The sequence below is a fragment of the Sphingorhabdus sp. genome (assembly GCF_046292425.1).
Taxonomy (GTDB): domain Bacteria; phylum Pseudomonadota; class Alphaproteobacteria; order Sphingomonadales; family Sphingomonadaceae; genus Sphingorhabdus_B.
Genome location: NZ_JBKBQV010000005.1, coordinates 37,458 through 49,044, shown reverse-complemented (window position 1 = coordinate 49,044; position 11,587 = coordinate 37,458). Strand labels below are relative to the sequence as shown.

Genomic DNA, 11,587 nt, shown 5'->3' with positions numbered 1-11,587 from the left:
TGTTTTGTGGGCACGATGCAACAGAATAAGCTGCAGGTAAATCCGCTATATAAGGGGCAAAGTCCAAGTCACAGGAAACTATAGGGGTCGACGTCAACGCCAACCCGAACACCGCGCGGAAAGTTCAAACCGCTGAGCCATTCGCGGATGATAGTCTGAACCTCGACCGAGCGTTGTGCATGGACCAACAGCCGCTGGCGATAACGGCCACGCAGCATGGCAAGCGGGGCTGGCGCCGGTCCATAGACATACATGCCCTCCACTTGCGGAGCAGCGCCCCCGACCGCGCGCGCTGCCTCAATAGCTTCGCGTTCATCCTCGGATGAAATGATGATAGCGGCAAATCGGCCAAAGGGCGGCGCGCCAGCGGATTTGCGTTGCTCGGTTTCGGCATCATAAAACGCGTCGCGGTCGCCAGCGACCAGCGCCGCGATAACCGGGTGGTTAGGATTGCGTGTCTGGATAAAGACCTCGCCCGGCTTTTCCCCACGCCCTGCCCTGCCTGCCGCCTGCGCGATTTGCTGGAACGTGCGCTCTGCCGCGCGCAAATCCCCGCCCTCAAGCCCCAGATCGGCATCGATCACGCCGACCAGTGTCAGTTCGGGAAAGTGATAGCCCTTCGTCACCAATTGCGTTCCGATAATGATGTCAACCGCCTTGTTCTCCACTCGCGACACGAATTCAGCCGCCTTTTCGGGCGACCATAATGTGTCCGACGTCGCCACAATGGTGCGCGCATTGGGCAAAAGCCGGTTAACCTCGTCGCAGATGCGCTCGACCCCGGGACCACAGGCAACCAGAGTGTCGCTTTCGCCGCATTCGGGACATTCCTCCGGCGGAGGCATGACGTGGCCGCAATGGTGGCACGCAAGCCTTCTGACGAGCCGATGTTCGACCATCCAGCTTGTGCAATTAGGACATTGGAACCGGTGACCACATGTGCGGCACAAGGTTAGTGGCGCATATCCGCGTCGGTTCAGGAACAACAGGCTTTGTTCGCCACGCTCGACGCGCTCTTCCAGCGCCTTTAACAATGTGGGCGCAATCCAGTGCTGTGACTCCGGCGCATCGAGTGTCAGGTCAATTGCCTTGATTTCAGGCATCTTGGCCGCGCCAAAGCGCGACGGGATCTCAAGCCCCTTATAGCGGCCAATTGCCACCATATGCCGCGATTCGAGCGCGGGCGTAGCCGAAGCCAGCACGACCGGGAATCCTTCAAAACGTCCGCGCATAACGGCAACGTCGCGGGCATGATACCGCACGCCGTCTTCCTGTTTAAAGCTTGTCTCATGCGCTTCATCAACAATGATCAGACGCAGATGGGCAAACGGCAGGAACAAAGCCGATCGCGCGCCGACAAGCACCTTTGCGCTGCCATCGGCGACTGCGCGCCATACACGGCGACGTTGCGTTGAACGCAGGTTGCTATGCCATACGGCTGGTTCGACGCCGAACCTGTCTTCAAATCGCGCAAGGAACGGAGCTGTGAGCGCGATTTCGGGAAGCAGGACCAAAACCTGCTTGCCCAGCCGTATCGCCTCGGCAATCGCTTCAAAATAGGTTTCGGTCTTCCCTGAACCAGTTACGCCGTCGAGTACGAAGGTATCAAAGCCGCCAGCGCGGACGGCTTCCACCATGCTGGTTGCCGCGACCGTCTGCGCTTCATTCAACGTCGGCACCGCAAAATCGGCGTCCGGCTCCGGCAACGGCGAATCGACGCTGATGGTTACGGGTTCAAAAGCGCCAGCTTTGATAAGCCCGCGAATGACACCGTCGCTCACGCCCGCCTCCGCAGCCAGTTCGCGCACCAGACCCTGCGCGCCCTCCAATGCATCCAGCGCAGCGGCGCGTTGCGGTGTCAGCCGCGCAGGTTCAGAACCCGTGCGTCGATATTCGGTAATGGTTCCGGTCGCTGTAAATGCCGCTGAAGACGACAATACCATCCGTAAAACTGCCGCATGACTGGTCAGGTAATAATCTGCTACCCAGTTAACAAGGCGACGAAGGCCCGGCCCGACCGGCGGGCACTCCACCAACTCCAGCACCGCGCGTAGCTTGCTCGCATCGACCGCTTCGTCACTGAAAACATCATCGTCCCAGATTACACCCGGCAATTTGCGCGGGCCAAGCGGCACCATCACCACACATCCGGGCCCCGCGTCCATTCCCGCCGGTAGCCTGTAATCCAGCGGACCAATCGCTTGCGTCAACAGGACGACACGAACGCGGTTGGTGGGCGGACTCATGACGGGGGTATAGGCAATGATATGGCGAACGTCACCATCTGGTTCCAATAAGCCTGTTATTTCAGCCCATATTTTGCCAAGGGATAATTGACCCGAATCTCCAATCAGGAAAACAACCCATGAAATTTTTTGCCGATACCGCTGACATTGCCGACATCAAGGATCTGGCGGCGACGGGCTTGCTGGACGGTGTCACCACCAACCCTTCATTGATTGCCAAATCGGGTCGGGATTTCATTGAAGTGACCCGCGAAATTTGCGCGCTGACCGATGGTCCTGTGTCCGCAGAAGTTGTTGCTCTCGATCATGCCACAATGATGAAAGAAGCCGAGATCCTGCGCAAGATTGCCGACAATGTCTGCATCAAGGTGCCTTTGACGATTGATGGCTTGAAGACTTGCAAGGCGCTGACATCGGAAGGCACTTTGGTCAACGTGACCCTTTGTTTCTCCGCTAATCAGGCGCTGTTGGCCGCAAAGGCCGGCGCGACATTCGTATCGCCATTCGTTGGTCGTCATGACGACAATGGTTTTGACGGCATGCAGCTAATTAGCGACATTCGTCTCATCTACGACAATTACGCTTTTGGCACTGAAATCCTCGTCGCCAGCGTGCGCCATGGCGTTCACGTACTTGAAGCTGCAAAGATTGGTGCTGACGTAATGACCGCGCCGCCATCGGTCATCAAGGGCCTGTTTAAGCATATCTTGACTGACAAGGGCATTGAGGGCTTTTTGGCCGACTGGGCGAAAACTGGTCAAGCGATTGGCTAGTCTGTTGTGACGGAAATCCATATGAATGATGGCAGAAATGCCATCACTTGTTGCGATGCGGCACCTATGGGCTATTGTCCGTATAGTTTTTAGAGGCGGGCCGACATATCTTTGGGCGTGAAAATGCGGACAGGTCGTCCGCCGGAGCCTAAAGATGAACAAGCCCGAAAAGGTGTTTCCTATCGCGCATATCCATTATCATGACGAAATTGGAGAGAACGGCAAGGTCGTTGTCCCTGACGAAGTCCAAGACGCAATTCGTACGTTAATCCGTTGGTCGGGGGACGATCCAGAGCGCGAAGGCCTTCTGGACACGCCAGCACGCGTGGGGCGCGCATGGCGCGAATATTGCGCTGGCTATGCTGAAAATCCTGCGACCCATTTGTCGCGGACTTTTCAAGAGGTCGGCGGCTATCACGAGCTGGTACTGTTGAAAGACATTCCGTTTCAATCGCATTGCGAACATCATATGGCGCCTATCATTGGCAAGGCGTCGATTGCCTATATGCCAACGGACAAGGTGGTCGGCATCTCAAAGCTAGCCCGCGTTCTGCACGGATTTGCGCAACGGCTTCAGGTGCAGGAGCGCCTGACTGCGGAAGTTGCAAACTGCATCTGGGAAAATTTGAAGCCCGAGGGCGTCGCAGTGGTTATCGAGGCGCAGCATGGCTGCATGACCGGACGCGGCGTGAAAGTACACGGCGTGGGCATGGTCACTTCAAAGCTTATTGGTTGCTTCCTTGACGATCAATCGAGCCGCAAGGAAGTCATGAGCCTGATGGGCTACTGACCTCGGTCAGGCCATATCTTTTGCGTTCGCCCTGTTTTCGGCAATTGCTGCGTTTAACGAACGGACCTATAATCGGGCGGGCTTGCCCGTTCCACAACAATGCCGGATAAAAAGTAATGGCCTTTCATATTCCCCAGTTTGATCTGGCCGCATTTGTTCAGGCCACATTATCCGAAGACCTTGGACCAACCGGTAGAGACGTAACTTCCGAAAGCGTCATTCCAGCAGATGTCCGTTTTGACGGCGTGATGGACAGCCGCGATGCCATAATTTTGGCTGGGCTACCGATTGCCGTTGCCTTTTTCCAAATGCTCGATCCTGTGATGGAAATCGAAATACTGGTAAGCGAGGGGCAACAGGTTCCTGCCGGAACTGATCTCATGCGGTTGAAGGGCAAGGCCCGCGCCTTGCTGACGGCGGAACGGTCGGCGCTGAATACGGTGCAGCATCTGTCGGGCATTGCGACAATGACGCGGCAATATGTCGACGCGATATCGGGAACTGGCTGTATTCTTCTCGACACCCGCAAAACGATCCCCGGACTTCGGCTGCTGGAGAAATATGCAACGCGCATGGGTGGCGCGACGAACCATCGCATGGGCCTTTGGGATGCAGCTATGATCAAGGACAATCATGTCGCGGTCGCAGGCGGTGTGGCAGAGGCCGTGTCCCGGGCCAGAAATGCTGGCGTGGAGCGGATCATCCTTGAGGTCGATAGCATAGCCCAGATTGAGCCCGGGCTTGCCGCGGGCGCAAGCCATTTATTGCTCGACAATATGGATGTCGACACGCTGCGCGCGGCCGTGGCGCTCGTGGCGGGCCGTGTACCGACCGAGGCATCAGGCGGAGTTACCTTGGAAACCATACGCGCGAAGGCTGAAACCGGTGTAACCTACATTTCAGTCGGTCGCCTCACCCAAAGCGCGCCTGCCGTTGATATCGGACTGGACTTTGCGCAGGCTTGAGCTCTTCGCATTATTGGGGTTATTTGCCTGTTCTCTGCCGGAGCCGTTGCTGGCGCAGGCCTGGCAATGCCAACCGCCGAAATTTCTGCCACGCCCTGCCCTAGAAATGCCGCCGGCAGGTCAGACACGCCGCACCGCCATAGATGGTTATGTTCTGGCACTGAATTGGAGCCCGGAATATTGCCGTCGACGAGAGCGCGAGCCGGCCGCGCGATTTCAATGTTCTGGCGAGATCGGCGATTTTGGTTTTATCCTGCACGGGCTATGGCCTGAGGCGAAAGGGCCGAATTATCCACAATATTGCCGCGCAGTCGGCGTTTTGCCCCGTCGGACAGTTTCGGACAATATCTGCCTTGGCCCCTCGCCCCAATTGCTACAGCATCAGTGGGCGAAACATGGCAGTTGTATGGCGCAAAAACCTGAGGCCTATTTCGCGGCGGCCCGTCTGCTGTTCAACGCAATTGAATTTCCAGACATGGCGCGACTTTCACGCGAACCCGAACGCGGTACGCCGCTGACCGCCCAAATGCTTGCAGAAAGCTTTGCCGATCTGAATGAAGGTCTGCCAATCGATGCCATCACTGTAAAGACCAACGCCAAGGGCTGGCTTCAAGAAGTACGGGTCTGTCTTGGTCGGAATTTCAAGCCTCGGTCGTGCCCGGCCTTCACCCGCATGGCACCGCCCAAAACGCAGATAAAAATCTGGCGCGGGCGCTAACCCTCAATAACCCGCGTACCCGGGTGATGCTTGTCGAGATGTTTCTTGATAATACGCAAATTCTTGCTGTTGGAGCGCCAGACAAGGTCAAACGCGTCGCCAACAAACGGAATGGCACCGATGGCCGTATCGACACCGACATTCGCCGTCATTCGGATGAGTTGCCATTTAGACATGCCCAGATTACGCGCCTCCCACACAATATAGGCCCCCATGGCAGCTGTCACGAGGTCTCCAATTACGGGAACGAGGCCAATAACGCTATCAAGCCCGAACGGGATTTTCGTTCCCGGAATAACAAAGGCGCGCTCCAGCATCTTTTCCAGGGCCTCTACACGTGCGCGCACTGCGTGGGGATCGCTGCCCATACCCGGCAAATCCTTGGCAATCTGCGCAAATTGTTCCGGCGAAATAGGCACTGACGTTCTCCTTTACCCCTATGTTGGATCACGCCCGAGATATTGCAACAGGTGCCACCCCCGGCCATTGGCAAAATGCCCCAGAAGTCCGGGTCTTACGACCGACCAGCGCAAGGGATTTGCTATGGGGATAAAAGCAACCGTGGCTTGTAATTCGGCTTCTGCTTGCCCCAATAATATCGCGCGCATCGCCATGTCGTTCGTCAACCGCGCTTCGGCAACAATCTCGTCCGCCCGCGTGCTGCATATCGTGGCAAATTTGCATGACAATTGATCCAGATACCAAGCAGGGCTGGACTGTTCGGCCGTTCGGTCAACGAGCAGCAGGTCATGCGGGCGGTCCATCGTTACTCGCTCAATATCAATACCAATGGTTGCCAGATCGGCCCTGAGGCGCGCAAAGAATATTCGGCTGCCATAGCCACGCGGTAAAGCGACGCGTAGGGGCCGGATAGCGCCATTGCTGCTTTTCCAGTTTGCAACGGTCCTTGCTGCCATCGATCTGCGTTCGTCCATGGCTGGGGCTGCCCAAGAAGGGCGGGCAATATCGGTGCGATTGGGCAGACTTTCGGGTACCAAAGTGACCGTTTCCCGCCATGCGACGATATCGAACGCTGTCAGCAATTTCGGTCGATCAATGGCCATGGCAATCGCCGCGCGATTGGCCGTGTCGGATAGAAACGGGCCATCCTCGATCACCTGCAAACCAAATAACCCCGGAACTGCATCAAACTGGATTTCGCCTGGCCTGATCTTTGCCGCCTCCAACAAGGGGAAACTTTCAAATCTGCCGCCCTCGACAAGATCACTCATCCCAAGCGCGTAACGGGCAAGAACAAGTGATGCATCGCCCCGGCGCAATGTTACAATGGCGTTGCCCAAGATTTGCGCGCCTTCGGCGTCGGTTTCGTTGCGTCGCAATTGCATTGCCTGCCCGAATTTTCTTGCTTGCATTGGGCCTGACCCAGCCCCTTTACTCAACAGCCCGAATTCGGGCAAGGCTAGCAATTCCAACAGATAGGGCATAGGTGCCTTCAGCCTGATTTCCACCACCTTACCGGTCATCGCGACGACACGGTCGATGACGCCGAGTTCGGGGCCCAGGCGCCCCTTACCCAATTCCTTAATGCGCGCGGTTAAAAGGCGCGCGACGTCTTGCGACCCGATTTCGCGTCCATCATTCCACCGGGCTTTATTCAGCCGGAAAATGTAACTCATGCCGTCTTCGGTTATGATCCAACGGTTGGCCAGTCCCGGTGCCACGCGACCCTTTTCGTCGAACGTGACCAGCCCCTGGGCCGTTGCGGCACGCAAATAGGCTGATGCAAGGGGCAAAGGTGTAGCGGAAACATTAAACGGCCGGGGACTTTCTTCGATAACGTCGACCCGCACTCGTTCATTATCGACACCTTCAGCGCATCCGGCAAGGGTTGCCGACAGCAGCAACAGCATTGGCGACAGCAACCGGGTCATAGCACCACCATAAGCAGAATGTCCGGCTGCACAATCCACCATTCAACGGTTAGAGCAAGTGAACAGCAGGACCTCGTTAGGGGTAGACGGTAATTGTGCGGCAATAGCTTTGTTCATATTCTCGACATTCGTCACTTGGACTGGGTCGGTGGTGCAGGTTTTGACATCGTATAACTGTCGCGCCTCACGCGCGGATTGCATAGCTTCCCTACCCAACAAAAAGCGGTCGATGCGGTAGATGTCGGTTTCCGGAGCATAGCTGACAACCGAAATCTGGGCGTCATTATTGGGCACAAAACTGCGGACCCAACGGCCCCCGCTCTCCACATATTGCGTGCGGCCATTTACGCAGCCATCGGGTTGCCACGTAAACTCTACATCAGCTGTTTCCGACATAGTGACTCGGCTCCGCTGCGGCTGCAATACGCAAATTTTGGCCAGGGGCTTGCCTGCATTAGCGTCGGCGTTGGCCACTTCTTTGCGCGGCGCATCAGCGTCAGCCGTTAACGCCGCACGCACACGGTCATCGACTTCATTAAACGATGGACGTGCGGCAAATATACCCACAGCCATTGCAAAAATCACGACGCCAGCGGCCGTTGCGGCTTTAAAGCGGTCTTTTTGACCTCGCTCGGAAAATTGCCAAGCCGCACCACCTGCAACCGCACTTAAAACAAGCAGAAAGCCCGCTAGCGCAAGATGGTTTTCGCGCTCGCCAATGACGGCATGTTCAGCATCGCTGCGAACTTTGCCTTCACGACTGCGCTGCAGTTCGGCCGCAACACGAGCCTCTCGTTCCATCTTTGCCCGCGTTGATGCCTCAAGTTCAGCTTCAGCTCGCGTCAGTTCGGCAACAGAGCGACAGTCCCCTCGAACGGATCGAAAATCAACACCTCGGTTTGCGAGAAAGGAAGATAACTCACGCGCCGAAACGGCAAAATAGAATTCCGCGCCGCCGTCGGTGGGGACGGATCCAAAACTGTTTATTCCAAGCACTCGTCCGCAAGCGTCGACAATGGGTCCACCACTACTGCCCGGCGCAATGGGTGCAGTGTGTAACAGTGATTCCACTGTCTTGGATGTGCGGCCTGAGGATACCGTCCCGCGCGTTTTGACGGGTTGCTGGGGACGCAGTACGTCAGCTTCGCTCTGTTCAAGTGCGACGTCGACGCTCGCAGGATAGCCAATGGCAAAAACATCCTCCCCATCAGATGCGATGCCTGCAAAAATGCTTGCGGGGACGAGGGCCCCCGACTTTAACTGCAGCAATGCCAAATCCTTACCCGGCAGACTGGCGGTGACCACGGCGCGGTAGCTCTGGCTGCCATCGGAGGGCACGATGACAATTTCTGCGCTGTCGTCAGAGCCTGCCATTTCAACTACATGGGCGTTCGTGACGACTTTATCGCGCGCCACAGCAACGCCGGAGCCGATACTGACGATGCTCTGCTGTCCTTCAGCGGAGCTGAACACAACAACCCGCACGACGCTTCGCGATGCAGCGCTGATGTCGCTTGCGTCCGCCAAGGCAAGCGAGCCGAGCATGGGTGAAAAGAACAGAAGAACTGCGGCAATATATCGCATGATTTTATCCATAGCAGTATTCAATACGCATTAGCGCGGTTCCGGCGCGGATCGTTCCGCGGACGGGGCAGGCTGAATGTTGGCTCCGTCGCGGCCAAGCTTAATTTCAAGCGGAACCCCGCCGACGTCAGTGTTCAAAATGACCCCCTGATTTTGGTCAACGCGTACTTCCGATTTGCCAATATCGATGGGCAAATCCTGTAATTCCGGCAGATCCAACGGCTCAATCGGTCCATCAGGATCAGGGACCTGCTGTGTCTTTGGCCGCACAGCAGGCGCAGCGTTGCGTATCGATTGAGACATGAAATCCCGCCAAATCCGCGCTGGCAGTCCGCCGCCATTAATGCCCTTTAACGGGCTATTGTCATCGTTGCCAATCCAGACACCGACCACCAGATCACCGGCGAAACCAACAAACAGGGCGTCGCGATTGTCCTGGCTAGTGCCGGTTTTCCCATAAGCCGGAATGGACAGGCGTGCCGCCCGTCCAGTGCCTTCATTCACCGAAGCGCCTAGTAAATCAAGCAACATCCGGTGTGTGCGGCTACTAAAGGAACGTGGCCCGGAGAATAGCCATTCGACCCAGCCCTGCTCCGCCTGTTTGAAAGCATGGGGTTCAACGGGCCACTGATTTCCTGCAACGCCTGCATAAGCTGCGGTCAACTCGATGAGTGTCACACCTGAACTGCCTAGCGCAAGGCTTTGGTCCAGCGTCAATGGACTACGGATGCCTAAATCTTGCGCCGCCTGCTCGACATCTTTGCCCCCCACTTTTTGGTAAAGTCGCACCGCCGCAACATTGCTTGATTGAGCAAAGGCCTGTTCCAGCGTGATATCGCCGCGATAACGCTGACCCGAATTTTTGGGGCGATAGCTCCCCTCGTTAATTGGCGTATCCGCAATCAGTGACTTTGGTGTCATCCCAGAACGAAGTGCCGCCAGATAAACGAACAGCTTGAAGGTAGAACCAGGCTGTCGGCGTGCTTGCGTGGCGCGGTTAAACGCCGATTCTTTATAGCTTTTTCCGCCCACCATTGCGACCACCTCCCCGCTGGGGCGCATTGCAACGAGCGCAATCTGTGCGCTGCCAATGCCAGAGCGCGCCACAACTTTGCGAGCGATGTTCTGTAAGCGCGCGTCCAAGGTAGTAGTGATACGAACGTCTGAATAACCGCTTTCAGTTAGCAGTCGCGCCTGCGGAATCGCCCAGTCGGCAAAATAGGTTCCGGTCGGAAGAGTTTCCCGCACACGCACGTCAAGCCGCGCTACGGGTGTGGCATTGGCCTTTGCCTGCGTGATAGCCTTATTGGCAACCATCGCCCTGAGAACGAGCTTAGCGCGCTTTGCTGCGCGCTCTGGGTTCTTGGTCGGGGCGAGCCGCGACGGCGCCTGTACAAGGCCAGCCAGCATTACAGCTTGGCTGAGCGTCAATCGCTCCGGCTGGCGGTAGAAATAATGCAGTGAAGCCGCGCGCAACCCATATACATTGTCGCCAAAATAGACGTTGGACAGATATCGGCCCAGAATTTCATCCTTCGTCAGGCGACCTTCAAGCCAGAAAGCAATGAGCATTTCACGTCCCTTGCGGGTCAGGCTTCTTTCAGGAGTGAGAAAGGTAAATTTTGCCAATTGCTGCGTAATTGTACTGCCGCCTTGGGTGATACCGCTGCCAAACGCATTCGACCAGGCGGCGCGCGCAAGGCCACGCGGGTCAATGCCCAAGTGCGTATAGAAGCGGCGGTCCTCTATGGAAAGGAACGCTTGCACCACATGTGGTGGCAATTTGGTGATGTCCACAGGTCTGTCGACAATGGCGCCATTACGCGCAATGGGTGTACCGTCCGATGCCAGCAAGGTGATGCGCGGCGGCGCAATCGGCTGAAGCGACTTTGACAGCGGTGCCGTGACCGCGAGCCAAACCAGTATCAGAATGAATAATGCGAGAATGGCCGCCGTGCCGCGAACCACCCACCACCAGCGCGATTTCCCCAGAAATAGCCGCCTTCCAGCCAGTGGGGTAGCGGAATTCCACGGCTGCGGATCGTCAGGAAAGCGTTGCGCGTAACTCTCATCGAAAGCAGCAAGCCGACTGTCGATATCCGCATGTTTATCAGAAGAAGAGCGCCAGAAGAGCATCGCGGGGCTGTATTATATCGATATAACGGTGAAGGCGAGGGGATATTTACATTTGTCCGGGCACCTTTGCTGAAGGCGGCAATTTATCACGCCCATGTCAGCTTTTAACGACCGCCAGCATCCAGCCACTTGCCATACGCGCTTGCTTCAGTTGGGTGCAAGTGAGCGTAACAATTCCCAATCGCGATTGGTATCCCGCACAAAAATGTTCTGGCTGCCTCCATGCCGCGCCTTCACCCCAAATAGGGCCGGCAGGCCTAACTCATCTGACAGTGCCGTCCCGTGCCAAAGCGTCTGAATACCCCAATTTGCACCCGATGTATCGACAGCGACTGCCTTTACCGACACCTTGCCGGCTAGCGCGACCATTCGCATGTCCCGGTTTGCAGTTTGCGGCGCTGGACAGGTTCATTGAACGAAGCCGGAGATTTTAGGTCGGCCAGTTTGTGGTGCCGGACCGAAAACACAGCTTGATCCGAAGCG

10 protein-coding genes are annotated in these 11,587 nt (G+C 56.6%); 4 read left to right on the top strand and 6 right to left on the bottom strand.

Annotation, left to right across the window (positions count from 1 at the left end):
• Window positions 1-68: 68 nt before the first annotated feature.
• Window positions 69-2,246: a primosomal protein N' gene (locus ACK4S7_RS02175; protein WP_409644117.1), complete on the bottom strand. Its 2,178-nt coding sequence runs from the start codon at window positions 2,244-2,246 to the stop codon at window positions 69-71.
• Between the two features lie 119 nt (window positions 2,247-2,365).
• Here ACK4S7_RS02175 and fsa point away from each other — a divergent pair, with 119 nt between their 5' ends.
• The 4 genes from fsa (at window position 2,366) to ACK4S7_RS02155 (ending at window position 5,492) form a co-directional block, all read left to right on the top strand.
• On the top strand, window positions 2,366-3,019 hold the full coding sequence (fsa, locus tag ACK4S7_RS02170; protein WP_409644068.1) for a fructose-6-phosphate aldolase: 654 nt from the start codon (window positions 2,366-2,368) through the stop codon (window positions 3,017-3,019).
• A 154-nt stretch (window positions 3,020-3,173) separates the two neighbouring features.
• On the top strand, window positions 3,174-3,809 hold the full coding sequence (folE, locus tag ACK4S7_RS02165; RefSeq protein WP_409644066.1) for a GTP cyclohydrolase I FolE: 636 nt from the start codon (window positions 3,174-3,176) through the stop codon (window positions 3,807-3,809).
• A gap of 116 nt (window positions 3,810-3,925) precedes the next feature.
• Window positions 3,926-4,774 (top strand): carboxylating nicotinate-nucleotide diphosphorylase, encoded by an 849-nt coding sequence (nadC, locus tag ACK4S7_RS02160; protein WP_409644064.1) that lies wholly within the window; start codon window positions 3,926-3,928, stop codon window positions 4,772-4,774.
• Between the two features lie 106 nt (window positions 4,775-4,880).
• Window positions 4,881-5,492 (top strand): ribonuclease T2 family protein, encoded by a 612-nt coding sequence (locus tag ACK4S7_RS02155; RefSeq protein ID WP_409644062.1) that lies wholly within the window; start codon window positions 4,881-4,883, stop codon window positions 5,490-5,492.
• Here ACK4S7_RS02155 and ACK4S7_RS02150 read toward each other — a convergent pair.
• From ACK4S7_RS02150 to ACK4S7_RS02130, 5 genes are all read right to left on the bottom strand, one after another.
• Entirely contained in the window at window positions 5,489-5,911 is a 423-nt protein-coding gene (locus tag ACK4S7_RS02150) for a DUF4112 domain-containing protein (protein ID WP_409644060.1), read from the bottom strand. The two genes, ACK4S7_RS02155 and ACK4S7_RS02150, sit on opposite strands and share 4 nt — an antisense overlap.
• A gap of 18 nt (window positions 5,912-5,929) precedes the next feature.
• Window positions 5,930-7,384 (bottom strand): ABC transporter substrate-binding protein, encoded by a 1,455-nt coding sequence (locus tag ACK4S7_RS02145; protein WP_409644058.1) that lies wholly within the window; start codon window positions 7,382-7,384, stop codon window positions 5,930-5,932.
• Window positions 7,385-7,426: 42 nt separating this feature from the next.
• Window positions 7,427-8,968, bottom strand: a complete 1,542-nt coding sequence (locus ACK4S7_RS02140; RefSeq protein WP_409644056.1) for a S1C family serine protease — start codon at window positions 8,966-8,968, stop codon at window positions 7,427-7,429.
• 30 nt (window positions 8,969-8,998) lie between these two features.
• Window positions 8,999-11,104 (bottom strand): transglycosylase domain-containing protein, encoded by a 2,106-nt coding sequence (locus tag ACK4S7_RS02135; protein WP_409644054.1) that lies wholly within the window; start codon window positions 11,102-11,104, stop codon window positions 8,999-9,001.
• 147 nt (window positions 11,105-11,251) lie between these two features.
• Window positions 11,252-11,473 (bottom strand): hypothetical protein, encoded by a 222-nt coding sequence (locus ACK4S7_RS02130; RefSeq protein WP_409644052.1) that lies wholly within the window; start codon window positions 11,471-11,473, stop codon window positions 11,252-11,254.
• Between the last annotated feature and the right edge of the window lie 114 nt (window positions 11,474-11,587).

Coding starts and splice junctions, on each gene's coding strand:
- ACK4S7_RS02135 (WP_409644054.1), bottom strand. CDS start 11,104: ATGCTCTTCTGGCGCTCTTCTTCTGATAAACATGCGGATATCGACAGT.
- ACK4S7_RS02145 (WP_409644058.1), bottom strand. CDS start 7,384: ATGACCCGGTTGCTGTCGCCAATGCTGTTGCTGCTGTCGGCAACCCTT.
- ACK4S7_RS02140 (WP_409644056.1), bottom strand. CDS start 8,968: ATGCGATATATTGCCGCAGTTCTTCTGTTCTTTTCACCCATGCTCGGC.
- ACK4S7_RS02155 (WP_409644062.1), top strand. CDS start 4,881: ATGCCGCCGGCAGGTCAGACACGCCGCACCGCCATAGATGGTTATGTT.
- ACK4S7_RS02130 (WP_409644052.1), bottom strand. CDS start 11,473: ATGGTCGCGCTAGCCGGCAAGGTGTCGGTAAAGGCAGTCGCTGTCGAT.
- folE (WP_409644066.1), top strand. CDS start 3,174: ATGAACAAGCCCGAAAAGGTGTTTCCTATCGCGCATATCCATTATCAT.
- nadC (WP_409644064.1), top strand. CDS start 3,926: ATGGCCTTTCATATTCCCCAGTTTGATCTGGCCGCATTTGTTCAGGCC.
- ACK4S7_RS02175 (WP_409644117.1), bottom strand. CDS start 2,246: ATGAGTCCGCCCACCAACCGCGTTCGTGTCGTCCTGTTGACGCAAGCG.
- fsa (WP_409644068.1), top strand. CDS start 2,366: ATGAAATTTTTTGCCGATACCGCTGACATTGCCGACATCAAGGATCTG.